The sequence below is a fragment of the Paenibacillus sp. FA6 genome, from assembly GCF_051550225.1.
GTDB lineage: Bacteria > Bacillota > Bacilli > Paenibacillales > Paenibacillaceae > Paenibacillus_AQ.
In genome coordinates this window covers 2,675,817-2,700,299 of record NZ_CP188820.1, presented here as the reverse complement: position 1 = coordinate 2,700,299, position 24,483 = coordinate 2,675,817, and the positions used below count along the sequence as shown (strand labels likewise).

Sequence of the window (24,483 nt, the reverse complement as noted above, 5' to 3'; positions counted from 1 at the left end):
TTGCATTATAATTGCTATTTAGAAAGGAGATTTATCTAATGGAAATGACAACGAATTATTATTCTGTAGGATCGCTTGATGAGTGCTTGATGCAACTAGGTCGAGTTGTTATTATTGAAGGTCAGGAGATCGCTATATTTCGCATAACGGACGGGAATGTATATGCTGTGGCGAACAAGTCACCACATCCAAAGGGAGGACCATTGGCCGAAGCGATCGTATCTGGACATTATATCTATGATCCCTTGTATGACTGGAAGATTGATCTGATTACTGGTAAAGTGCAAGCGCCAGATACAGGGCAAGTTGTAACATATCCTGTCATTGTGAAGAATGAAGAAGTTCAAATTGGCTTTTATGTATAATGAATAGCCCAAGGTTAATGTAGCCTTATATCCAATTGAAGAGGTGATCCGCCTGTATACGCAAAGTGTAGAGACCATTGTAGAGGCAGCTGCTAAGAAAAAAGAAAAGATGAATGAAAGTTTAATACGATACACGATAGCTGCTGCATTAGCAGGTGCCTATATAGGGGTGGGGATTATTCTAATCTTTTCACTTGGTGGGCCATTAGCTGTAGTTAAATCTGCCTTTCAACCACTTGTTATGGGTGCTTCCTTCGGAGTTGCGCTTACATTAGTTATATTTGCTGGTGCAGAGTTATTTACGGGAAATAATATGTTCTTTACGGCAAGTACACTGGCAGGTAAGACTACGATTGGAGATACGCTTAAGAACTGGACTGTCGTATTTATAGGGAATTTATTAGGTGCCATTGTGCTGAGCTTACTAGTTCTAGGTGCAGGGATATTCAAGGATATCCCTGCGGAGCACTTACTCTTTGCGGCAACCGCAAAAAAGATGAACCTACCTGTGATGGAACTGTTCTTTAGGGGTATTCTTTGTAACTGGTTAGTATGCTTAGCGATTTGGATGTCAATGCGGGCAAAAGAAGAAGTCGCAAAATTAATTCTCATCTGGTGGTGTCTATTTGCCTTTATTGCGAGTGGGTTTGAGCATAGTGTCGCTAATATGACGCTGCTCAGTTTAGCTACTTTACTACCGAATCACCCAGAGACTATCTCAATCGCGGGTTGGTTTCATAATATGATACCTGTTACATTAGGAAATATTGTAGGTGGGGGTCTGTTCGTAGGTATGGCATACTGGTTTATTTCACCTGTGCGGAGTAAAAAGAAATAACATTCAAACTTGTAATGTTCTGAACCAAGCAACAAGCGAGCACAACTTTAAAACGACAGGCCAAGGATAACCTTATGGCTTGTCTTTTTTTTGCGGAGCCTTAAGAAGAGTCACTATTGTTCACGTTAAGAAGGACGCCGTTAGGCGTCCTTGAAATCTTAGTATTCCCTATATCCGGCAAATTTCATTTGGGCAAAGCTCACAGTGGCAGATCTCTCGGAGCATAGCGAGATTCTTAATAACGATCAGTCCGCCATCATATTCTACAGCGTCTTTTTTACGTAGATCACTAAGCATCCGATTGACGCTTTCACGAGTAGCGCCGATCATGTTGGATAAATCGGTATGGGTCACTTTTTTGTTAATGAGTATATTGTCACCTTGCTTCTCGCCGTAAGTGTTACCAAGTCGAATTAAAGTGGAGCAAAGGGCACCTGGTTTACCATACAACATCAAATCACGGAATTTAGTCTGTGTAAGACGATGATGGATACCCATCCATTTCATGAAATCAATAGAGAACTCAGAATGCTGACAGATCAACATTTCCAAATCTTTATGCTCAATGACACCGACTTCACTTTCTTCCAGTACTTCAGCATTAAAGCTGTGCTTGGTGCTAAAGAATAGATCGGCTTGACCTACCAAATCTCCTGTCTGATACATATATAGTATAAGTTCTTTACCTTCGTCCGTAGATTTGGTCAACTTAATGCGGCCACGTTTAATGTAATAGAGTTTATCAGACAAATCTCCCTCCCAAAAAAGGTGCGATCCCTCAGGAATAATGCGATCCTTCATAGCGACGAGTAGATGATTAAAATTGGATTCGGAAAAACAGCTTGTATTTCCACGGGCTTCGATAACATTCATATATGCAGTCATAGTCGTTAACCCCTTATCTTTAATTTTCTGTTAAATTTAAACTAATTATACCGCTAAAAATCACATTTGTGGGGGGATAAATCCCCCTAATAGTGGCGAATTATAAAACATTGTGATAAATTTCACTTTTATATACGTATAATAAGGAAAAACAATTATAAAGTCTATAGGGTAGAGTATAAACTGTGAGGAGTCTGTTTCACCTTGTATATAAAACGGTGTGGATAAATATGCATAGAATAGAAATGAAAGCGTTATGAAAGAAGTATGAAAATAATTTAAAGATTGTGAAATATTTCACTATGAATTGTTAAACGGATATGATATGATGAAATCAAGAAAGAGATAACCATATATTTACTGGGAGGATGAGACGAAATGGCAGTTAAAAATGAAGTTATCCAAGAGAAGAAACAAGGAGCAGAGGGATATATTCAGTCCTTGATTGACAAAGCGGATAAAGCGCAAGCAGCATTTATGGAAATGGACCAAGAACAAATTGATAACATTGTTAAAGCGATGGCGCTTGCAGGATTAGACCAACATATGTACCTGGCAAAATTAGCAGTGGAAGAAACAGGTAGAGGGATCTATGAAGACAAGATCACCAAGAATATGTTCTCGACAGAGTACATTTACCACAGTATTAAGTACGATAAAACAGTGGGTGTAATTGAAGACAATGAATATGAAAACTTCCAAAAGATTGCTGAGCCTGTCGGAACAATTATGGGAATCACGCCTGTAACGAATCCAACTTCAACAACGATGTTTAAATCGCTCATTTCCATTAAGACTCGTAACCCAATTATATTTGGATTCCATCCATCAGCGCAAAAGTGTAGTAGTGAAGCAGCAAGAATACTGCTAGAAGCTGCCGTGAACCAAGGTGCACCTGCTGATTGTATTCAATGGATTGAAGAGCCAACGATGGAGAAAACAAACGTCCTTATGAATCATCCTGGTATTGCTCTTATCTTAGCAACGGGTGGATCTGCAATGGTAAAAGCAGCATACAGTTGTGGTAAGCCGGCGCTTGGTGTAGGTCCTGGAAACGTTCCTTGTTTCATTGAGAAAAGTGCCGACATTGATCAAGCAGTAACCGATTTGATTCTTTCGAAATCGTTCGACCATGGTATGATTTGTGCTTCTGAACAAGCTGTTATTATAGAAGAACCTATTTTTGATCAAGTGAAGAAAAAGATGATTGCGAATGGTTGTTACTTTTTAAATAAAGAAGAAGTTGCCAAGCTGACAGCCGGTGCAATGAATGTAGAAAAATGTGCAGTTAATCCTGCTATTGTTGGTCAATCTGCAATGAAGATTGCTGAAATGTCTGGTATTCAAGTTCCAGTGGGAACGAAGATATTGGTAGCTGAGATTGAAGGTGTGGGTACGAAGTATCCATTGTCTGCTGAGAAGTTAAGCCCGGTATTAGCTTGCTATAAAGTGAAGAATGCTGAACAAGGGATTACTCGAGCAGTTGAAATTGTTGAATTTGGTGGTATGGGTCACTCATCTGTTATTCACTCGAATAATGAAGATGTCATCATGAAGTTCTCGGATCGCCTACAAACAGGTCGGATTATTGTGAATTCTCCTTCGACTCACGGCGCAATTGGCGATATCTATAATACAAATCTACCATCATTGACTCTTGGTTGTGGATCGTATGGTCGCAACTCCGTTTCTACTAACGTGGGAGCAGTCAACTTGGTTAATATAAAGAGGGTGGCACGTCGTACCGTGAATATGCAATGGTTTAAAGTCCCGAACAAGATTTATTTCGAAAAGGGTGCAACACAATACCTTGCCAAAATGCCTGATATTACTCGTGTAGCTATTATTACAGACCCAATGATGGTGAAACTAGGATATGTTGAGAAAGTTGAACATTATCTTCGTCAACGTCAGACTCCTGTCGCCATTGAAGTGTTCTCTGAGGTAGAACCAGATCCATCGACAGATACAGTAGATCGCGGTACTGCCATGATGAATAGGTTCAAGCCTGATTGCATTATTGCACTAGGTGGTGGATCTCCTATGGATGCTGCCAAAGCAATGTGGTTATTCTATGAGTATCCAGATACAGATTTCAACGGTTTGAAACAAAAATTCATGGATATTCGTAAACGGATTTACAAATATCCACGTCTTGGTCAAAAAGCTAAATTCGTAGCTATACCAACAACATCGGGTACGGGTTCAGAAGTTACTTCTTTTGCAGTCATTACAGATAAAAATCATGGTAACACGAAGTATCCTCTGGCAGATTATGAATTAACGCCTGACGTAGCGATTGTTGACCCTGAGTTCGTATACTCGTTACCACGGGTAGCAGTAGCTGATACAGGTATGGACGTATTAACACATGCGATCGAGGCTTATGTATCTGTTATGGCTAATGATTTCACAGACGGTCTTGCTATTAAAGCGATCCAATTGGTGTTCGAATATCTTGAGAAGTCGTCATTGGAAGGCGATAAGCTGGCTCGCGAGAAAATGCATAATGCGTCGACCATTGCGGGGATGGCATTTGCCAATGCGTTCTTGGGAATTAACCACAGTTTAGCGCATAAATGGGGCGGTAAATATCACACAGCCCATGGCCGTACGAATGCAATTCTATTGCCACACGTCATTCGTTACAATGCCAAGAAACCGACGAAGTTTGCTTCGTTCCCGAAATATTCGCACTTTGTAGCAGACGAGCGGTATGCTGAAATTGCACGCATCCTTGGATTACCTGCACGTACGACTGAAGAAGGTGTAAATAGCTTAATTAATGCCATTCGTAAGATGAACAAAACGCTGGGCATCGAAGAATCATTCCAACAATTAGGTTTTGATCCTAAGGAATTCGAATCTGGTGTTGAATACTTGGCAGACCGTGCTTTTGAAGATCAATGTACAACAGCAAATCCTAAGATGCCATTAGTTACAGAACTTGCAGATGTGTACAGAGATGCGTTCTACGGAAGATTTGAATAAAGTAGCTAATAAGTATAATTGAATAAGTTTTAATTTAACGTGACAAATATCACCTTGAAAGTGATATTTGTCACAGTTATTTACTAGTATTTAAAGTAAGCTAATAATAGATAAAGGATCTAGAATACTACTAGTTACATTAATTGTGAAAAAAATTACATTCTAGAATCCAAGAGACTTGAGATACCTTCAAACTCATGATCTCTAAATGAAATATAAATATATAGATGGAGGGATTAAGATGTCGGTGATTGAAAAAGAAATGAAGAAAGTACAGTCAGGTTGGAGAAGTTACAAAGAGGGAAAATGGTCTAGAAAGGTCGATGTTAATGACTTTATATTCAAAAACATTACTCCTTATACTGGCAATGAATCTTTCTTAGTTGGACCAACACAGAATACGACAGATTTATGGGAAATTGTATCAGACTTAACGAAGCAAGAGAGAGATAATGGCGGTGTGCTTGATGTTGATGTGAATACACCAGCTACAATTACTTCACACAATCCAGGTTACTTAGCTAAAGACAAAGAACAAATTGTTGGGGTGCAGACCGATGCACCATTCAAGCGTTCGATTCAACCATTAGGCGGTATTCGTATGGTGATTGACGCATGTGAAGAGTATGGCTTCAAACTATCTGAAGATGTAATTAATACATTTAGTAATATACGTAAAACGCACAACCAAGGTGTATTTGATGCTTATACATCTGATATGAGAGCTGCTCGTAAAGCGGGTATTATTACAGGGCTTCCTGACGCATACGGTCGTGGTCGCATCATTGGTGACTATCGTCGTGTAGCACTTTACGGTATTAGCTTCCTTATTCAAGACAAGAAGAATGAACTGAATGATATGGAAGTTGACGTCATTGATGAAGAGGTTATTCGCCTGCGTGAAGAACTTTCGGAACAAATTCGTGCCCTTGCTGAATTGAAGAAGATGGCTGAGATGCATGGGTTTGATATTTCTGGACCTGCTAATACAGCTAAAGAAGCATTCCAATGGTTATATTTCGCATACTTGGCTGCGATTAAAGAACAAAATGGTGCTGCGATGTCTCTTGGACGCGTATCCTCATTCCTTGATATATATGTACAACGTGATCTGGCTGAAGGTACTTTGACAGAAGAACAAGCACAAGAATTGGTTGACCATTTCGTTATGAAATTACGTATGGTTAAATTCCTTCGTACACCTGATTATAATGAATTGTTCAGTGGAGATCCAACATGGGTCACAGAGTCCATTGGAGGAATGTCCGTTAATGGGCAGACACGTGTTACGAAGAGCAGCTTCCGCTTCCTTCATACATTGTATAACCTAGGTGCAGCTCCAGAACCTAACTTGACTGTGTTGTGGTCAGAACAGCTTCCAGAGGCATTTAAGAAATATTGTGCTAAAGTATCTATTGAAACCAGTGCAATTCAATATGAGAATGACGATCTAATGCGTCCTATCTATGGCGATGATTATGGTATTGCTTGTTGTGTATCCGCCATGCGCATCGGTAAACAAATGCAATTCTTTGGTGCCCGTGCCAACCTTGCAAAATGTATGTTGTACGCAATTAATGGTGGTATAGATGAGAAATCAGGAGCACAAGTAGGGCCGGAATATCCAGCAATAACTGGAGATGTTCTGGACTACAACGAAGTCATGAAACGTTTCAAACCTATGATGCAATGGCTTTCTAAACTTTATATGAACTCTTTGAACGTTATTCACTACATGCATGATAAATACGCTTATGAAAGAATTGAAATGGCTCTACATGACCGTGATATTCTACGTACTATGGCATGTGGTATTGCTGGTCTATCTGTTGTAGCGGATTCACTTAGTGCTATCAAATACGCGACAGTTAAACCGATTCGTAACGAAAAGGGTATTGCAATTGACTTCATAATTGAAGGTGAATTCCCTTGCTATGGTAACAATGATGATCGTGTTGATAACATTGCCATAGAACTTGTAGAAACATTCATGAGTATGCTTCGTAAGAACAAAACTTATCGAGGCGCATTGCCAACACAATCTATCTTGACCATTACTTCAAATGTAGTATATGGTAAGAAAACAGGAACTACACCCGATGGACGTAAAGCGGGAGAGCCGTTCGCACCAGGTGCGAACCCTATGCATGGACGCGATAAGAAAGGTGCTTTAGCTTCATTAAGCTCTGTTGCTAAACTACCTTATGAAGATAGTTTAGATGGTATTTCTAACACATTCTCCATCGTACCTAAAGCATTGGGTAAAGAAGAAGAAACGCGTAAATCCAATCTTGTTGCAATGATGGATGGTTACTTTGGTAGCGGTGCTCACCATCTTAACGTTAACGTATTTAATCGTGAACAACTGATGGATGCGATGGAACATCCAGAAGAATATCCACAGCTGACGATTCGTGTCTCTGGATATGCGGTTAACTTCATTAAATTAACTCGTGAACAACAAATGGATGTTATCAATCGTACATTCCACGGTTCAATGTAATTAGTAATATACTTTTAAGACAGCGGATGCGGGAAGGATGACTTCATATGATTAAAGGGCATGTACATTCTTTGGAGACCTTCGGTACGGTTGACGGACCAGGTATCCGCTTTGTCCTATTTATGCAGGGTTGCCTTATGAAATGTCAATACTGTCATAACCCCGATACATGGGGGATGAATGAGGGCAAAGAAATGACTGTTGAAGAAGCTCTATCAGAGATTGAGCCTTACATTAACTACTATCAATCATCTGGAGGCGGCCTTACAGTCTCGGGAGGCGAACCTAGCCTACAACCCCGTTTCGTTGCTGAACTATTTAAAGAGGTTAAGAATCGTTGGAATCTTCACACGACTTTAGATAGTAACGGCTTTAATGATCCAGATAAAATTAAGGATTTATTGGATGTTACTGATTTGGTGCTTTTAGATATCAAGCACATAGATGATGAGAAGCATATCAAGTTGACCTCTAAAAGTAATGAGAAAACTCTCAAAACGGCACAGTGGTTATCAGAACATGGTCATAAGATGTGGATACGCCATGTTTATGTTCCAGGTATACATGATCAAGAAGAGGATCTTGTCCATTTAGGTCAGTTTATAGGTACATTAAATGGAGTAGAGAAATTTGAGATTCTACCTTATCATCAGATGGGCGTCTATAAGTGGGAAGCTATGGGTAAAGAATATCCACTACAGGGTGTTCCATCTCCTAGCGAAGAAGAAGTTCAGCGTGCCTATCGTCTTATTGCAGAAGGTCGCAAGCAATCATATGCAGTAAATTAGTTTAATAGTGGGGGTGTCCCAGAAACCATGAAATAGGGTTGGGGGACATCCTCTTTTTCTTGTGCGAGTAGTGTAGGGATTGTTATGAAAAGGTAGTAAATGTGTGAAGTATTAAATAGTTGTATCTTCATTGTTGCTTAACAGCAACCTTTTGTGTTAAATTGCGTCTATTACTTATGTGAGATGAGTATTAACATTAGACAGAAATAGGGAATAGAGGAGCATACTGATGAATTTCAAGAAACTTACTTTTTTAGCGATTTTTGCAGTAACACAGATTACTTTAGTTAATCCAGTAAATGCCGACGGTTTCACTCCGGTAGAGCACAATGCAGCAGTTACTGAGGCGGTATATGAAACGGATAACGATGAGGATACGCCTGTAATCATTTCCCCGGAAATGGAGGCAGATGGAACACAAAATGCTTCAGTTCATTCAGGTGAATTAATCATGATGATAAACAGTGCTAAAATGTTTCAAGATGGTAAGTTGTATACAGCGAGTCGGCCTATGGCGGTAAAGAGTGGTGTTTCTTATGTTGCTCTTCGTTCTATGGTAGATCGTGTAGGTCTTAATCTTACGTATAACAGTACGACTAAAGAGACTATTATTATAAGTGGAGATAATGAATTACGATTCAAAACTGACAGTAATAAATATACCGTGAATGGTGTTTCGAAAGAAATGAAAGGAGCGGCTTACCAGGACAACAATATATTTATGGTTCCATTGACTTCTATTACACAAGCACTTAATATTCCTTATTTCTATGATTCGGTACAAAAGAGAGTTATTCTTAGTCTTTCAACGAAACCTGTTGCTTCGTTTACGATCCAGCAGAAAGTGATTGTTGCAGGAGAAACAACTGTGACTTATGTAACCTACGCATCATCGCCTAAAGGACTGCCTATCGTTGAAGAACGTTGGGAAGGCCGAGAAGATATCTTTCAGGAGATTGGAACTCACAAGGTAACTTATTCCGTACTTGATAGTAATGGAGAATGGAGCGATCCGTATTCATTGACAATCGTAGTGAAAGCACCTAATTTACCACCTGTAGCTATGTTTACGACAGATAAAGATGAATATAAAATGGGTGAACTCATTACGATTAAAGATCAAAGTACGGATGATGAGAACAATATTGTGAAAAGAGATTGGATGAACAAACAGTTGGCCTTTTTTAAAGCGGGTCCTGTCAAGGTTCAACTGACAGTAACAGATGGGTATGGTGCAGAAGGACATTACGAGAAGACGATTAATATTACAAATGAAAGCTTATATAGCGAACCAGATTTCAATAAATTATTTACACCTATTGGAGGTCAATACAGATTTGATGGTGCCAATATACCTACGATGAATCAAGTGCCGTATCGGGTGTCTTCAGAACCTGTAACGTTGTTACGTAGTAATAGCCCTGAAACAGTCTATTCCGAAGGTGTAGTTTATCGTGAGACGACACTAGGTAAAGCGCGTTTTATGATTCATCACGTTAACGCTATGGCAGTTGATGTGAAAATGTATGTCATTGCTACGAATAAGAATGAATTACCAGCAACGATTGATGTTCTGGATTCTGGATTTGCTGGTCCGAATATATATGCAGCACTAGTAGGTAAGCTATCGGTGCAACGTTATTTCCAATCCATGCAAAATCCTTTAGTGAAAGAGTCCGTTTCGATTGCTCCGGGTGAAAGCAAAATTATTCTGAACGAATTAAATGCATTTAAAATGACCCCGACGCAGGTTATTTCATTATTAGCTGATGTAGAAAGTGATTCTCCTATTGAATATACAGTCATAATGCTTGAAGCGAATAAAGATCCTTTTGTGAGTCTTCCATACTTAATGGATCTTGGAAGAGATGTTCATACTCGTGGGACATATTCTGATTCAACACGTATTATTGAGTACGATGATGTAGTTGGTTTGACTCCTGCTCGTATTTCTTTGGGCGATAACAACGGAGATCCCAATCTTGTTGGTGTGGACCCTATGACAGGTGAGGTAGAGTCCAATCGAGGTAACTTTGGAGTTATGTATAAGATTAGTATGAACCGAGTTGCTGCGAATACACTTATCACGTTCAATCCACGTGGGGGAGAGTATTCGGGAATGATCTTGGTGAATGGGAATATCGTATCTGTTCCTGAAGGTAGTGGAGTCGCAGGATCACTCCTAACTCCTTATGACAACAGTGTGGTTTATCGCACAGGTGCCCAAGAGCAACGTGTCGAGATTTGGTTCACAGCAGCTCCAGGTAGTAATTTGCCAGTGAATCTCGTGTTTTCACAAATGCCTGAACGAAAGTAATAACATAGTTGCAGTAATCATAAAGGGACCTCGTAGAAATATGAGGTCTCTTTATTTTTCTCACGAAGACGGATAACGGTCATAAAAAATTCTCGTAAGGCGTCATTTTTTAGCTGAGAATCAATGTGGTTGTTATTGGCTACAGAATTGACGCTGACATAATAATGTTGCATTATTAGAAGTAGTAATATTGTAAGGATTTCCAGCAGTTGATGGAAGAGGATGGTAAGGTAAGCTTCTGCGGGTATGAATGGAGATTGATATTAATGACTCTTGCTCGTAAAGTGATGAAGGGACCTATAGTCGTTTACCGTAAAGTGATCTCACCCTTGAAACCAGCGACATGTCGGTTCTATCCAACATGTTCTGCATATGCTCTCGAAGCTATAGAGGTTCATGGTGCGGCTAAGGGAACTTGGCTTGCGATGAAGAGGATAGCAAGATGCCATCCTTTTCATCCAGGAGGCGTTGACCTAGTGCCTCAGCGGAAAGATAAGGCTGGAAAGGGAACGACTTCATAGTAACAAGGTGGAACGACTTGACAAATAACAACGTACTTAAGTATATTAGATAATATATGTTGATTTCCGAGGAACGGATGAGTACGAGAATTACGCATAGTGCAGAGAGCCGGGGGTAGCTGCAAACCGGTCTAAGCGGGTCTCAGAATATGGTCCGGGAGGAATTGTTTTCGAGCGCTAGGATACCGAAGGGTATTCTACGTAAGGGGACGACGTGTGCCAGCGTTAATGGACAGTTCTCGTGTGTATTCATATGCATAACGGGACTGATGAAGCCTGTCACCTGCAAAGGTGGAGGGAATTTGGGTGGTAACACGTGAGATAACTCTCGTCCCATATGGGGATGGGAGTTTTTTGTTGATTTTGGGGTCTACGGACCAAGGTACATTAACAACTAATTTGGAAGGAATGATTATAAATGACTGAGAAGAAGACATTCTATTTAACGACCCCGATTTATTATCCAAGCGATAAGCTACATATTGGGCATGCCTATACTACTGTAGCGGGGGATGCATTGGTTCGATATAAGAAACTTCGTGGCTATGATGTTCGTTATTTGACCGGTACAGACGAGCATGGGCAGAAGATTGAACGTAAAGCGGCAGAAGCAGGTAAAACACCTCAACAATTTGTAGATGAGATTGTAGCTGGAATTAAGGAACTATGGGGAACGCTAGATATTTCGAATGATGACTTCCTCCGTACGACAGAAGAACGGCATAAGAAGGTCGTGCAGGATGTATTTGAACGTCTATTGCAACAAGGAGATATTTATAAGGGGGAGTATGAAGGCTGGTATTGTACGCCCGATGAATCCTTTTTCCTAGAGCGTCAGCTTGTAAATGGGAACTGTCCTGACTGCGGTAGAGCTGTTGAACGTGTGAAGGAAGAGAGCTATTTCTTCAAGATGAGCAAGTACGTTGATCGGCTATTGAAGCATTATGAGGATCATCCTGATTTTATACAGCCTGTATCTCGTAAGAATGAGATGATTAATAACTTCATAAAGCCTGGTCTTGAGGATTTGGCTGTATCGCGTACGACTTACGACTGGGGGATCAAAGTTAAAAGCGATCCGAAACATGTCATCTATGTCTGGATCGATGCTTTGCTTAACTACATTACTGCTCTAGGATATGGCTCAGATAATACAGAGTTGTTTGATAAGTATTGGCCAGCGAATGTACATCTGATGAGTAAAGAGATTGTTCGTTTCCATACGATTTATTGGCCGATTATTCTAATGGCGTTAGATCTACCTTTACCTAAGCAGGTGTTCGCTCATGGCTGGTTATTGATGAAAGATGGTAAAATGTCCAAATCGAAAGGGAACGTTGTAGATCCTGTAACGTTGATTAGTCGATATGGATTGGATTCTCTACGTTATTATTTATTGCGTGAAGTGCCTTTCGGCTCAGACGGAACATTCACACCTGAGAGCTTCGTGGAACGAGTCAATTCGGACCTAGCGAATGATTTGGGGAATCTATTGAATCGTACAGTGGCAATGGTGGATAAATACTTTGATGGGATTGTACCAGCATATCAAGCTGGCGTAACACCATTCGACCGTGCGGTGGAAGATGCTGCCAAGACAACATATGATAAAGTAGAAGAGTCTATGGAAAATATGGAGTTCTCTGTTGCATTAACTGTAATCGGACAGTTTGTAAGTCGGAGTAACAAATATATTGATGAAACGCAGCCTTGGGTTCTTGCTAAAGATGAGTCTAAAGTAAATGAACTTGCTTCGGTTATGACTCATCTTGTCGAAAGTTTACGGATTGCATCGATTTTGTTACAGCCTTTCGTAACCCAAGCACCGCATAAAATATGGGAGCAACTTGGAATACAACAAGGAGAACTTACAACTTGGGAAAGTGGTAAAATCTTCGGATTATTCCCAGCAGGAACGAAGTTAGTTAAAGGAGATCCAATATTCCCGCGCTTAGATGTGGAGCAAGAAGTTGCTTATATCGCAGAGGCGATGTCCGGAGGAGTCAAGGCGGCAGAAGCAGCGGCGGCTGAGCAAGCAACGGATCAAGCCCCGGTCGAGCATAGTGAAGAAATCGGGATAGAGGACTTTGCTAAAGTTGAGCTTCGTGTTGCCCAAATTATTGCGGCAGAACCGGTGAAAAAAGCTGATAAACTATTGAAACTTCAACTTGATCTTGGATTTGAGCAACGTCAGGTCGTATCTGGTATAGCTAAATTCTACACTCCTGAACAATTAGTAGGTCGTAAAGTGATTTGTGTTATCAATTTGAAGCCTGTTAAGTTACGGGGAGAGTTGTCGCAAGGAATGATTCTAGCAGCAACGCACGGAGATCAACTGACCTTAGCGACCGTTCCGGATGAAATGCCAAATGGAGCCATTGTGAAATAAGTGTGCTAGATGGTTAGAGTTTTTGTTATAAGAGAACGGTATCCTCACGCGGGGATACCGTTTTATGTCATGTTTCTTCTGTTGACAATTGAATCTTGCTACCTTTATAATCAAATAGTAATGATTACGATTAATAAAAGTGGAGCTGAAAATTAACATGAAGAAGAATAATAGTAGGATGATCACGTTCATTGTAGGTTTGATTCTTACGATGATGATAACTGGATGTGGGAGCACCTCCAACGGGGCGATGCAAGAAGGTAAAGTGAATGTTGTGACTACATTTTATCCAATCTATGTATTTGCTCAAGCTATTGGTGGAGAGGATGCTCATGTCGTTAATTTAATTCCATTTGGTGTGGAACCTCATGATTGGACACCGAGAAGTCAAGAAATTATAAATACATCGAAAGCTCAGTTGTTTATGTATAATGGAGCTGGACTAGAAGGATGGGTTCCCGACTTTCTAAAAGGACTTAATAAAGATAGTAAAGTAAAATCGGTGGAAGTGAGCAAAGGTATAAAGCTTATAGAATCCTCCGAGAATGATGGGCATGACCATGGAGAAGCAGAGGATGCAGAAAGTGTAGCACAGCATCATATCGACCCACATACGTGGGTGAGTCCAAAGTCTGCACTCATCATGGCTGAGAATATCAAGAATAGCTTCATCGAAGCTGATCCAACGAATCAAATACAATACGAACAAAGGTATCAAGGATTGAAGGATCAATTGCTGGAATTAGATCATAAATTCGAATCAGAGTTAGCGAAACTAACGAAGAAGGAAATTGTTGTTTCCCATCAAGCTTTCGGGTACTTGACGCGTGATTATGGATTAACCCAATATGCCATTATGGGACTCTCCCCTGATGCAGAACCTCGTGCGCAAGATATTATGAATTTAGCTAATTTGGTGAAAGAAAAGGGTATCCGATATATCTTTTTCGAGGAACTGGTATCTGATCGAATTGCGAAGACCTTGGCTGGTGAAGCAAAGGTAGAGACGATGGTGCTCAATCCAGTAGAGGGTTTAACGAAAGAACAGGAAAAGAAAAAAGAAGATTACTTTACACTAATGGAGAAAAATTTGCAAAATTTAATTATAGCCTTAAAATAAAGGTTAGAACTTAATTAGAAGGGCGGAGTACTTATGAAGTCACTGGCGGCCCAGGATTGTCATCAGCATATTATTGAAATTGAAAACGTATCTTTCTCATATAGAAATCAGAAGGTATTGTCTGATGTGAATTTCTCTGTGAGAGAGCGTGATTTCGTTGGTATTATTGGCTCAAATGGAGCTGGGAAAACGACTTTAATGAAATTAATCGTGGGTCTTCTACCTATGGATAAAGGGAATATTAACCTATTCGGCAAACCCATTCATTCATTTAAGGATTGGGAGCGTATCGGATACGTTCCGCAGAAGAATAACTTCAATCCGTTATTTCCCGCGACGGTGCGCGAAGTAGTACTTTCAGGGATGTACAATAATAAGTCTCTCTTTCGTCGTGTTAGTCGCTCCATGCATCAACAGTGCGATGATGCATTAGAAGTGATGCGTATTCAGGATATTGCTAGCAAACGTGTAGGGGAGCTATCAGGTGGGCAACAACAACGTGTTTTTCTAGCTCGTGCGCTCATTAACCATCCAGACCTACTCGTATTGGATGAGCCTACGGTAGGAATTGATGCGGAGACACAGGCAAGTTTTTTTGAACTGATAACCCATATGCATGCACATCATCGTATGACCTTTTTAATGGTGTCTCATGATTTGGATATGATTGAAGGATACTTGGGAACCACACCTAAGCAGAAGAACGGCAATATTAATTTATTTGTTAGACATTCTCATGATCTTCAAAACTGTGAAGAGCATAATTTAGAACATTCACTATCTACTAATTGATGGAATCAGTTTAAGGAGTCGTTATTATTGCCATTTGAAATAATGTTTAGTGATTTTTTTCAAAGAGCTCTTGCCGGAGGAATATTAATTGGATTAACAGCCCCTCTTATTGGAATATTTCTAGTGCTACGCAGACTATCCATGATTGGAGATACCATTGCTCATGTGACCATTGCTGGTGTAGCCTTAGGGTTTCTAATTGAAGTGTATCCTTTGGGAGTAGGCTTGGTCTTTGCCATTCTAGCATCCTTTGCTATTGAGAAGTTACGTAAAGCGTATAAAAGCTATGCAGAACTTTCCATTGCGATTATTATGTCTGGTGGCGTGGCCTTGGCTTCGCTCTTTTTTACTTTAGGAATGGGTTATAATACAGATGTCATGAGTTATTTATTCGGGAGCATTTATACACTGGATACGATGGATCTATATGTGGTTGGCGGGGTTACTGTAATTGTTGTGCTGGTTGTGACTTTATTCTTCAAGGAGTTCTTTCTATTAAGTTTTGAAGAGGATGCAGCTAGTGTGAGTGGATTACCCGTTAAGTTGCTTAATATGCTGATTACGGTCCTTACGGCATTGGTAGTCAGTACGGCAATCAAAATCGTTGGAGCCTTACTAGTATCGGCTCTGTTAACCATCCCTGTGGCCATTAGTTTATTAATTGCTCGGAGTTTCAAAGCTTCCGTTGTATGGTCAGTCGTTATTTCGGAGATTGCTGTAGTCGTAGGGCTAGTAGTGGCCGGTATTTGGAATCTTGCTCCAGGTGCGACTATCGTATTATTGCTTATATCTCTGCTCGTTGTGACGATGCTCGGTAAGAAGGGGCTATCTATTTAGGAGGTGAAAATATGTCAGAAATTAGTATCTCACTTGCATTTATTGCAGGTCTAGCATCATTTATTTCGCCATGTTGTTTGCCGTTGTATCCCTCGTATCTCTCTTATATTACAGGGATGTCAGTTCATCAGCTTAAGACCGAACAGAATAAGAAAGAAGTACGTTTTCGGACGCTCACTCATACGCTGGCATTTATCCTTGGGTTTTCTGCCGTTTTCTACACACTTGGGTTCGGAGCGGGATTTTTCGGACAGTTTTTCTCAGATAATAGGGACTTGATTAGACAATTATCAGCTATTTTGATTATATTGATGGGACTCTTCTTATTAGGGATATTCCAACCGAAGTTTTTGATGAAGGAACGTAAGATAGATTTGAAATTTAAGCCTGCAGGTTATATTGGCTCGTTTATATTCGGAATAGGCTTCTCAGCAGGTTGGTCACCATGTATTGGACCTATTCTTGCCGCTATTATCGCTATGGCCGTTAGTGAGCCGGGGGCATGGTTCCCGCTTATTACTGCGTATACAGTTGGATTTGCGATCCCTTTCTTTATTCTTGCGTTTTTCATTGGCTCAACCAAATGGATTCTGAAGTATTCCAACCTGATGATGAAAATTGGTGGCGGACTGATGCTGTTGATGGGAATCCTCTTATTTACAGATCAAATGTTTAGAATTACGATTTGGCTACAACAAATAACACCGGAGTGGCTGAAGTTTTGAGTGAAATTATGAATGGTCATCTGGTTGTTATTGTTGCTACTCTAGACTGATGGGACTTGCCAAGTGTCTTATGGAACATGTATCATTACATAAGCGGGTATTCGGATTTAGGATTTATGTTTAATAGAGATGGATTGTTAAGTTAAGTGCGATAGGGCTTGACAATCCTTTAAGAGAAAAGAGGGATGAAGATGCCAACGCCTAGTATGGAGGATTACTTAGAGCGCATCTACAAGCTGATCGATGAGAAAGGTTATGCTCGTGTTTCGGATATTGCCGAAGGCTTAGAAGTTCATCCTTCATCTGTTACCAAGATGATTCAGAAATTGGACAAAGATGAATATCTTATCTATGAGAAATATCGTGGTCTTATATTGACGCCAAAAGGTAAGAAAATTGGAAAGCGTCTTGTAGATCGCCATCAACTGTTAGAGGAATTTCTGACGGTGATCGGTGTTCAAGAAGAGAATATTTATGCAGATGTCGAAGGAATCGAGCACCATTTAAGTTGGGATTCCATAACGCAGATTGAGATGCTATTAGAATATTTTCGCCGGGACGAACAGCGATTACAACAATTGCGTGACGTACACAAGGAATTAGTTAGTGATTCGTAAGCTTAGCATCTGTCGCGCCCTCAGAGACAGGTGCTTTTTTATTAGAGGTAGTTCAAAAAGTCACCTTTTGATCACGAAGTATATCAGGGGGGCGAATTCGACATCGAATATTGAATTCAGCCGGTCCTTCCGGTGCTCACGTAGGTACAGCCTACGCTCCGCTCCTCACTCCCTAGCTTCATCCAATCTTCTTGGTGCTGAAAATTTGACTTTTTGAACTCTCACTATTTCATGTAAATTATTATTGTGGAGGTAAAAAAGTGATGAAATTAAAAAAATGGTTCTTGCTAGTGCTCATGATGATCATCTTATTTCCGGGGATAAATCATACTGCTGAAGCACAAATGACTAAACGTATAAGTGTTTTATTAGATGGGGTACCACTAACAAGTGATACGGCACCTTATATTCTCCCTAAACTAAATATTACGATGGTTCCTTTACGGGTCATTAGTGAAGGCTTGGGTGCGACCGTTGCATGGTCACAAAGCACAAAAACAGTAACCATAGAGAGCAATATTGCAATGATTCAACTCACGAATGGTAAAACTACAGGATTGATAAATGGTTCAACTGTATCACTTGATGCTTCGGTGCAGATTAGAAATGGTCGTACTATGGTACCGCTTCGCTTCGTGGGAGAGGCACTTGGACTACAAGTTAACTGGGATCAAGCAGACCAGACCGTTACGTTAATTAGTGGGGCGGTGCTGCCGGATTTTGGGGATGAAAATGAAGGCATAAATAATTCTGCGCTTCGTGGAGCGTGGGTATCCACTGTGTATAATTTGGATTGGCCATCAGCGGCTTCCTATGTGGATATGCAAAAGCAGAAGGAAGAGTATATTTATTTAATTGAAAGTCTGCAAGCGATAGGATTAAATTCGGTGTTCGTTCAAATTCGTCCAGCGGGGGACGCACTCTATCCGTCGGCATTGGTCCCATGGTCTAAGACGCTGACCGGGAAGCAAGGAAATGATCCTGGGTATGATCCTCTTCAATTTATGATTGATGAGACTCATGCGAGAGGAATGGAATTTCATGCGTGGTTTAATCCATTCCGCGCGAATACGGATACGAATACGGCCACATTGGCAAGCAATCACGTAGCGATCCAACACCCTGAATGGATCGTGAATACTAAGAATCAGCTCATAATAAACCCTGGTATTCCAGAGGCACGGGCTCATGTGATTGATGTGATTATGGAAGTAGTTAACAATTACAATATTGATGGTGTTCATCTCGATGATTATTTCTATCCAACGGGAGTGATCTTTAACGATGAAAGCACGTTTAAGACATATAATTCAAAAAAAATAGCTACGAAAGACAACTGGCGTCGTGACAATGTGAATCAATTTGTTCAGCAATTAAATACATCTATTCAATCTGTAAAACCACATATAGCCTTTGGAGTTAGTCCATTCGGAGTATGGCGTAATAAAGCATCTGATCGGACAGGTTCAGACACCAAAGCAAGTATTACGTCTTATGATGATTACTATGCAGATGTGCGCACGTGGATTAAGAATGACTGGATCGATTATGTAGCTCCGCAACTATACTGGAGTCTATCCAATAAGATTGTACAGTATGATACGTTGGTGAATTGGTGGGTAAATGAAGTGAAGGGAACGGACGTAGAGTTGTATATAGGTCATGCACCTTATAAGTTGGGTACTACTGAGATTGGCTGGCAGAATGCCCAAGAGATCATTAATCAACTGAAATATAATGCTAATGATCCAGAAGTAGGCGGAAGTATCTTTTTCAGTGCAAGACATATTCTGAATAATCCACTTGGCTTGATTCCCGCACTTACAACATATTATAAGCAGTAATTATAACTATAGGTCGTGAAAAGTCCCCCATTCTCATATATACAATATATGAGAATGGGGGACTTTTAAGTGATTTCACATTGTGGTTGTTCGATGGCGAGGTTTCGAGGTCCGTTTAGTATGCTCCAAGCGATGGTTGAGACGATGTTGTCAGCACATGATGAAAGGTATATCGAGCAGGATAAAGAATTTCGCACGATTAAAATCCCTTGAAATCATTAAAAAAAGGTAACCTCTACAATCCATAAGGATATTAGAGGTTACCTTCTTTGATGCGGAAATGGATCTTTCCTAATAAGGACGACAGATCCGTTTCCGCCTATCTAATGATATTTAGGCATATGATCATCGTTTTTTCCTTTTTGACCTTCGATCAATTGAAAAGGATAATCTTTATTCTTTTTGGAAGACGAACTTGAGGTTCCTTTTCTCATTCCAGCAGCTTTGGCCATCGTCCTACGAGATGGCTTCACCTTAGGATGTCTCTTGAATCGACTAGGCTGGTAATGTCTGAATAATAGAAATATCACAATGAACACAATGACTGGGATAAGGAGATTCTTCAATAGAATGAATTGGTTGAATAAGATGTCGCTTAGCAAACCGATCCCTGCCAATACGATCATTGTCCATGCGATAATAGATTGACTCTTCATCTCATTCTCACCCTTTCACAGCATCTAATGCTCCTGTTCTGACGGAGGAACTAGCTTTGGAGTTCTCAAGCTCAGCGTCCAACTCCCTCATTCGGTTAAAAGAAGCGATTGAAACTTCTACTTGTTCGTCCAGAGGTTCCTTTGTTGTCAGCAACTGTAACCAAAGCCCTGGATAGCCTAGATAGCGTAAGACCGGGGTTTCTCTCATAGCATTCGTAAGCTTTAGAAATTCGAAGGAAACAGCTATAACGACAGGTAATAAAACAAGACGTTGCAACACACGATCCCACATATTGTCCCATGGTACGATCGAATAAATGATAACACCCAACACGATGGTAAGCATCATGAAGCTACTACCACAACGATAATGAAGTCGACTATGCTTCTGAACATTCGCTACAGTTAATTCATCCCCTGCCTCGTAGGTAGAGATAACTTTGTGTTCTGCACCATGATATTGAAATAGTCGTTTGACAACTGGTGTTAAAGTAATGGCCCAAAGATATACAAGCAGTAGTGCTAGTTTGATGACACCTTCTACTAAGTTATGCAAGATGTAGTGATCAAACAACCCACCAAATATGAAATCTTCAAGAAATACGGGTACGAGTGTGAAGATTAGCTTACTTACGATGAAAGAAAGCACACCTACTGCTGCAACGCCAATCATCATCGTTAGACTTAATCCAGATTCTTCTTTTTCTTTCTGTTTGGTCCGTTCTTCTGGTTCAATCTCATCATCCGCATAGGCGTCCGCTGAGTAATTCAAATGCTTGGATCCTTTCGCACTGGAATCTATAATACCGACAATACCGCGAATAAGGGGGATTTTACGTAGCTTTTTCACCCATGATTTGTCTTGGCGTGGCACTTCCAAAAATGTTATTTCATTGTTCTTTCGTCTCACGGCAGTGACATTAATATTTTTTCCGCCAAACATAACGCCTTCAATGACGGCTTGGCCACCATAGCTGACAGATTTAGACTCTTGAGGCAACCATTTCACCTTCCCTAAGTTGGTTTATTTTTTTGTGAATATTGAATTGTAAAGCCATATCGCAAATGTCTTGACAATCCATCATATATATTCACTCTATTGTATCGAATTTTCTCATCAATATCTAGTTTCAATGAAATACAGGAACAAATACATTCATTTCGATCTCCAGGCGAAAGGATGAGTATTGGACAATAGTAACTAACTTTCATGTCGAAGTTGTGGTTTGCCTGCACATGAAATGAACATACTAGCAGAGAGGAAATTGGATGAATAGTCATATGACTAGGAGGATCACTTTATGAATCAACATCAACAAACAAAGAGTACATATACGAATAAGTATGCTTTTGCCTTGGAACTTGGATTTTTTGCAGGTCTGTTCTGGGGGACGATCCATTGGATATTTTACGTTTTTAAATTTACAAAAGTCATTCCAGCTTATTTAGCGGAACCATTCTTTAAACATGAATTTTTAAAGAGTGGGGCGGGACATTTAGTAGGCTTGCTGGTCTTTATCGCTTTTTCTATAGCGGTTTCTTTTATCTATGTGTTATTGTTTCGAAAGATGAAGGGGCCCTGGCCTGGAATGCTCTATGGAGTGTTCTGGTGGTTGATTATCTTTGTGGTGGTGGGTCCAATATTCGATATGGTCAAGCCATTATCAGCGCTGACGGCAACAACGGTGATCAGTGAATTCTGCTTATATCTCTTGTGGGGATTATTTATTGGATACACCATTGCTATGGAATTCACTGATGAGAGGATGAGAGAACCAAAGAAAGTAGAAGGCTGAACTCGAAATAACTTCTCAAGAATGCATCACCTATGGTAAAATAGCAGATGGTTATTTTATAAAAGTTAGAGTTCAAAAAGTCAGGTTTTCAGCACCAAGAAGATTGGATGAAGGTAGGGAGTGAGGAGCGTAGCGTAGGCAGTCCCTACGTGAGCACCGGAAGGACCGGCTGAATCCAATATTCGATGTCGAGTAAGCTTCTTTGGTAAGCTTCGTGATCAAAAGGTGACTTTTTGAACACCCTCTAAAAAGGTGGTAATATCATTTTGACAACTATATGGGTAATCAATGGACCGAACCTCAATCTCCTAGGAGTAAGGGAGCCTGGAATTTACGGGTCACAAAACTTACAATCTATTGAAGATAACATTCGGAAACAAGCGAGCGATCTAGGTGTTGATATTTCTTTCTATCAATCAAATCATGAAGGAGTCATGATCGATTGGATTCACGAAGCAATGGATAAAGCGAATGGGATTATTCTTAATCCTGGGGCGTTAACCCATTATAGCTATGCATTACGTGATGCGATTAGCTCTGTACGCATTCCAACAGTAGAGGTACACTTATCAAATATTCACTCTAGGGAGTCTTTTCGACATACGTCTGTGATTGCTCCAGTTGCCATCGGACAGATTGCTGGATTTGGTGCATTAAGTTATGAACTTGGACTGATTGCACTGGTACGCCACTTGGAAGATCAGGGACAGTAGTACTGCTCTCCTTAAAGTGCGAGTTCAAAAGATGACTTTTTGAACAACCTCTTAAAGTGTAGAAAGGGAGATAGCATAATGGGAAATTCAAGAGTACTTAAGTTACGTGAAGCTATGCACAAGAAGAATGTGGAAGCGGTATTCATTACAAGTCCAATTAACCGCCGTTACTTAACAGGATTCACTGGATCATCAGGTTATGTTCTAGTGACACTGTCTGATGCATATTTGCTAACAGATTTTCGTTACATGACTCAAGCTCCGCAACAAGCGAAAGGCTTCACTGTTGTGGAACATGGGACTCAAGTGATGGATCATGTTAGGGAGTTGCTTGTAAGCAGTAAGATTGATCAGCTTGCTTTCGAACAGGATGATGTTTCTTACAGCGCATATATTACCTATAAGGAACAGCTAGAGCCTGTGATCAAGCTTGTCCCTGTTAAGGGATTAGTAGAGCAACTGCGCATATTTAAGGATGAGGAAGAAATGAAGATCATGCAACGCGCAGCCGACCTAGCGGATGAAACATTCAATTATATATTGGGTGTCGTAAAGCCAGGAATGACGGAGCGCGAAGTTGATCTAGCTATGGAATTCTATATGCGTAATCAAGGGGCAACATCATCATCATTTGATACGATTGTTGCTTCAGGTGAACGGTCCGCTTTACCTCATGGTGTTGCCAGCGAACGTTTGATCCAAGGGGATGAATTTATTACCTTTGATTTCGGTGCATTACTAGATGGGTATTGTTCGGACTTAACACGAACCATTGCTTTGGGAAAACCTAAACCCGTATTGAAGGAAATCTATGATATTGTATTGGAAGCGCAACTTCATACACTGGCACATATTAAGTCAGGAATGACGGGGCGTGAAGCGGATGCACTTGCCCGTGATATCATTACGAAATACGGATATGGGGATCAATTCGGTCATAGTACTGGGCATGGGTTAGGTATGGAAGTGCATGAATCTCCTCGACTATCTAAGATAAGTGATGATATTCTACAACCAGGTATGGTTGTTACGGTTGAACCAGGTATTTATTTACCGGGTATCGGTGGAGTTCGTATTGAGGATGACATTCTTATTACAGAGACGGGTATTGTTATATTGACGCATTGTAGTAAAGATTACACTGTGTTAACTAATTAATATATTGATAAAAAAAACTTTCAGGAGGTTATTATTTTATGATATCAGTAAACGACTTAAAGACAGGATTAACGGTGGAAGTTGAAGGGGATATTTACACGGTAATCGATTTTCAACATGTTAAACCTGGTAAGGGTGCGGCATTTGTACGTTCTAAATTGAAGAACCTACGTAATGGTAACACTGTTGAGCGTACTTTCCGTGCAGGTGAATCGATCGGACGTGCAGTTATTGAGAATCGTCCTGTACAGTATCTATATGCTAGTGGCCAAGAACATGCTTTCATGGACAATGAAACGTACGATCAATTTACATTGACCAGTGATCAGCTTAAATGGGAACTTAACTTCATTAGAGAGAATATGGTAGTAACTATCGTTAGTTATAAGGGAGAAATTCTAGGTATTAACTTACCGCATAGTGTTGAACTTAAAGTAACAGAAACAGAGCCAGGAGTTAAAGGTAATACTGCTCAAGGGGCTACTAAAAATGCTAAATTAGAAACAGGTCACACGGTTCATGTTCCTCTTTTCATTAATGAGGATGATGTGTTATTAATCGATACACGCGATGGTAAATATATTTCTCGTGCCTAATCATCGCTAAGAGTTGGATAAAAGAGAATCGC

General features: G+C 40.3%; 21 protein-coding genes and 1 pseudogene. 19 read left to right on the top strand and 3 right to left on the bottom strand.

The window, feature by feature from the left end; all coding sequences use genetic code 11:
- Positions 1-38: 38 nt before the first annotated feature.
- The gene (locus tag ACP8HI_RS12770; RefSeq protein ID WP_438351432.1) at positions 39-365 is read left to right on the top strand and encodes a nitrite reductase (NAD(P)H) small subunit; all 327 of its coding nucleotides are present in this window, start codon (positions 39-41) and stop codon (positions 363-365) included.
- A gap of 52 nt (positions 366-417) precedes the next feature.
- Complete coding sequence (locus tag ACP8HI_RS12765) at positions 418-1,203, top strand: formate/nitrite transporter family protein (RefSeq protein ID WP_438351809.1); 786 nt, start codon at positions 418-420, stop codon at positions 1,201-1,203.
- Between the two features lie 168 nt (positions 1,204-1,371).
- On the opposite strand, the gene ACP8HI_RS12760 is transcribed toward ACP8HI_RS12765, so the two are convergent.
- Positions 1,372-2,088, bottom strand: coding sequence for a Crp/Fnr family transcriptional regulator (locus tag ACP8HI_RS12760; RefSeq protein ID WP_438351431.1), 717 nt, complete (start codon positions 2,086-2,088; stop codon positions 1,372-1,374).
- A 378-nt stretch (positions 2,089-2,466) separates the two neighbouring features.
- Between ACP8HI_RS12760 and adhE the strand changes: the two genes are divergently transcribed.
- The 13 genes and pseudogenes from adhE to ACP8HI_RS12695 form a co-directional block, all read left to right on the top strand.
- Positions 2,467-5,079: a bifunctional acetaldehyde-CoA/alcohol dehydrogenase gene (gene adhE / locus ACP8HI_RS12755; RefSeq protein WP_438351430.1), complete on the top strand. Its 2,613-nt coding sequence runs from the start codon at positions 2,467-2,469 to the stop codon at positions 5,077-5,079.
- Positions 5,080-5,320: 241 nt separating this feature from the next.
- A complete protein-coding gene (gene pflB, locus ACP8HI_RS12750) occupies positions 5,321-7,582 on the top strand; it encodes a formate C-acetyltransferase (protein ID WP_438351429.1) in 2,262 nt (753 codons plus the stop codon).
- A 47-nt stretch (positions 7,583-7,629) separates the two neighbouring features.
- Positions 7,630-8,370, top strand: coding sequence for a pyruvate formate-lyase-activating protein (gene pflA / locus ACP8HI_RS12745; RefSeq protein WP_438351428.1), 741 nt, complete (start codon positions 7,630-7,632; stop codon positions 8,368-8,370).
- Positions 8,371-8,599: 229 nt separating this feature from the next.
- Entirely contained in the window at positions 8,600-10,687 is a 2,088-nt protein-coding gene (locus ACP8HI_RS12740) for a copper amine oxidase N-terminal domain-containing protein (protein WP_438351427.1), read from the top strand.
- A gap of 266 nt (positions 10,688-10,953) precedes the next feature.
- Positions 10,954-11,208 carry a membrane protein insertion efficiency factor YidD gene (gene yidD / locus ACP8HI_RS12735; protein WP_438351808.1) on the top strand — a complete coding sequence of 85 codons (255 nt, stop codon included), beginning with the start codon at positions 10,954-10,956 and terminating at the stop codon, positions 11,206-11,208.
- A gap of 418 nt (positions 11,209-11,626) precedes the next feature.
- A complete protein-coding gene (metG, locus tag ACP8HI_RS12730; protein ID WP_438351426.1) occupies positions 11,627-13,597 on the top strand; it encodes a methionine--tRNA ligase in 1,971 nt (656 codons plus the stop codon).
- A gap of 157 nt (positions 13,598-13,754) precedes the next feature.
- Positions 13,755-14,717 (top strand): metal ABC transporter solute-binding protein, Zn/Mn family, encoded by a 963-nt coding sequence (locus ACP8HI_RS12725; protein WP_438351425.1) that lies wholly within the window; start codon positions 13,755-13,757, stop codon positions 14,715-14,717.
- Positions 14,718-14,750: 33 nt separating this feature from the next.
- Entirely contained in the window at positions 14,751-15,509 is a 759-nt protein-coding gene (locus tag ACP8HI_RS12720) for a metal ABC transporter ATP-binding protein (RefSeq protein ID WP_438351424.1), read from the top strand.
- A gap of 42 nt (positions 15,510-15,551) precedes the next feature.
- Positions 15,552-16,346: a metal ABC transporter permease gene (locus tag ACP8HI_RS12715; protein WP_438351807.1), complete on the top strand. Its 795-nt coding sequence runs from the start codon at positions 15,552-15,554 to the stop codon at positions 16,344-16,346.
- Positions 16,347-16,357: 11 nt separating this feature from the next.
- Positions 16,358-17,071 (top strand): cytochrome c biogenesis CcdA family protein, encoded by a 714-nt coding sequence (locus ACP8HI_RS12710; RefSeq protein WP_438351423.1) that lies wholly within the window; start codon positions 16,358-16,360, stop codon positions 17,069-17,071.
- Positions 17,072-17,262: 191 nt separating this feature from the next.
- The gene (gene mntR, locus ACP8HI_RS12705; RefSeq protein WP_438351806.1) at positions 17,263-17,688 is read left to right on the top strand and encodes a transcriptional regulator MntR; all 426 of its coding nucleotides are present in this window, start codon (positions 17,263-17,265) and stop codon (positions 17,686-17,688) included.
- A 263-nt stretch (positions 17,689-17,951) separates the two neighbouring features.
- Positions 17,952-19,532 (top strand): family 10 glycosylhydrolase, encoded by a 1,581-nt coding sequence (locus ACP8HI_RS12700; protein ID WP_438351805.1) that lies wholly within the window; start codon positions 17,952-17,954, stop codon positions 19,530-19,532.
- A gap of 105 nt (positions 19,533-19,637) precedes the next feature.
- Positions 19,638-19,742 (top strand): annotated as a pseudogene (locus ACP8HI_RS12695) (patatin-like phospholipase family protein); the annotation flags it as partial.
- Positions 19,743-19,855: 113 nt separating this feature from the next.
- Here the strand turns inward: ACP8HI_RS12695 and ACP8HI_RS12690 are convergent.
- Both ACP8HI_RS12690 and ACP8HI_RS12685 read right to left on the bottom strand, forming a co-directional pair.
- Complete coding sequence (locus ACP8HI_RS12690) at positions 19,856-20,188, bottom strand: hypothetical protein (RefSeq protein ID WP_438351422.1); 333 nt, start codon at positions 20,186-20,188, stop codon at positions 19,856-19,858.
- A gap of 7 nt (positions 20,189-20,195) precedes the next feature.
- Positions 20,196-21,188 carry a DUF1385 domain-containing protein gene (locus ACP8HI_RS12685; RefSeq protein WP_438351804.1) on the bottom strand — a complete coding sequence of 331 codons (993 nt, stop codon included), beginning with the start codon at positions 21,186-21,188 and terminating at the stop codon, positions 20,196-20,198.
- A gap of 301 nt (positions 21,189-21,489) precedes the next feature.
- On the opposite strand from ACP8HI_RS12685, the gene ACP8HI_RS12680 reads away from it, so the two are divergent.
- The 4 genes from ACP8HI_RS12680 (at position 21,490) to efp (ending at position 24,451) form a co-directional block, all read left to right on the top strand.
- Positions 21,490-21,984 carry a YqhR family membrane protein gene (locus ACP8HI_RS12680; RefSeq protein ID WP_438351421.1) on the top strand — a complete coding sequence of 165 codons (495 nt, stop codon included), beginning with the start codon at positions 21,490-21,492 and terminating at the stop codon, positions 21,982-21,984.
- Between the two features lie 266 nt (positions 21,985-22,250).
- Complete coding sequence (aroQ, locus tag ACP8HI_RS12675; RefSeq protein ID WP_438351420.1) at positions 22,251-22,697, top strand: type II 3-dehydroquinate dehydratase; 447 nt, start codon at positions 22,251-22,253, stop codon at positions 22,695-22,697.
- A gap of 78 nt (positions 22,698-22,775) precedes the next feature.
- A complete protein-coding gene (locus ACP8HI_RS12670; RefSeq protein ID WP_438351419.1) occupies positions 22,776-23,855 on the top strand; it encodes a M24 family metallopeptidase in 1,080 nt (359 codons plus the stop codon).
- Between the two features lie 38 nt (positions 23,856-23,893).
- The gene (gene efp, locus ACP8HI_RS12665) at positions 23,894-24,451 is read left to right on the top strand and encodes an elongation factor P (RefSeq protein ID WP_438351418.1); all 558 of its coding nucleotides are present in this window, start codon (positions 23,894-23,896) and stop codon (positions 24,449-24,451) included.
- Positions 24,452-24,483: the final 32 nt, after the last annotated feature.

What these genes read in the sequence shown, in the direction of transcription:
- ACP8HI_RS12740 (WP_438351427.1), top strand. Translation starts at nt 8,600, where the DNA reads ATGAATTTCAAGAAACTTACTTTTTTAGCGATTTTTGCAGTAACACAG.
- pflB (WP_438351429.1), top strand. Translation starts at nt 5,321, where the DNA reads ATGTCGGTGATTGAAAAAGAAATGAAGAAAGTACAGTCAGGTTGGAGA.
- efp (WP_438351418.1), top strand. Translation starts at nt 23,894, where the DNA reads ATGATATCAGTAAACGACTTAAAGACAGGATTAACGGTGGAAGTTGAA.
- ACP8HI_RS12720 (WP_438351424.1), top strand. Translation starts at nt 14,751, where the DNA reads ATGAAGTCACTGGCGGCCCAGGATTGTCATCAGCATATTATTGAAATT.
- mntR (WP_438351806.1), top strand. Translation starts at nt 17,263, where the DNA reads ATGCCAACGCCTAGTATGGAGGATTACTTAGAGCGCATCTACAAGCTG.
- yidD (WP_438351808.1), top strand. Translation starts at nt 10,954, where the DNA reads ATGACTCTTGCTCGTAAAGTGATGAAGGGACCTATAGTCGTTTACCGT.
- ACP8HI_RS12680 (WP_438351421.1), top strand. Translation starts at nt 21,490, where the DNA reads ATGAATCAACATCAACAAACAAAGAGTACATATACGAATAAGTATGCT.
- ACP8HI_RS12670 (WP_438351419.1), top strand. Translation starts at nt 22,776, where the DNA reads ATGGGAAATTCAAGAGTACTTAAGTTACGTGAAGCTATGCACAAGAAG.
- ACP8HI_RS12710 (WP_438351423.1), top strand. Translation starts at nt 16,358, where the DNA reads ATGTCAGAAATTAGTATCTCACTTGCATTTATTGCAGGTCTAGCATCA.
- ACP8HI_RS12690 (WP_438351422.1), bottom strand. Translation starts at nt 20,188, where the DNA reads ATGAAGAGTCAATCTATTATCGCATGGACAATGATCGTATTGGCAGGG.
- adhE (WP_438351430.1), top strand. Translation starts at nt 2,467, where the DNA reads ATGGCAGTTAAAAATGAAGTTATCCAAGAGAAGAAACAAGGAGCAGAG.
- metG (WP_438351426.1), top strand. Translation starts at nt 11,627, where the DNA reads ATGACTGAGAAGAAGACATTCTATTTAACGACCCCGATTTATTATCCA.
- ACP8HI_RS12760 (WP_438351431.1), bottom strand. Translation starts at nt 2,088, where the DNA reads ATGACTGCATATATGAATGTTATCGAAGCCCGTGGAAATACAAGCTGT.
- ACP8HI_RS12700 (WP_438351805.1), top strand. Translation starts at nt 17,952, where the DNA reads ATGAAATTAAAAAAATGGTTCTTGCTAGTGCTCATGATGATCATCTTA.
- ACP8HI_RS12715 (WP_438351807.1), top strand. Translation starts at nt 15,552, where the DNA reads ATGTTTAGTGATTTTTTTCAAAGAGCTCTTGCCGGAGGAATATTAATT.
- ACP8HI_RS12725 (WP_438351425.1), top strand. Translation starts at nt 13,755, where the DNA reads ATGAAGAAGAATAATAGTAGGATGATCACGTTCATTGTAGGTTTGATT.
- ACP8HI_RS12770 (WP_438351432.1), top strand. Translation starts at nt 39, where the DNA reads ATGGAAATGACAACGAATTATTATTCTGTAGGATCGCTTGATGAGTGC.
- pflA (WP_438351428.1), top strand. Translation starts at nt 7,630, where the DNA reads ATGATTAAAGGGCATGTACATTCTTTGGAGACCTTCGGTACGGTTGAC.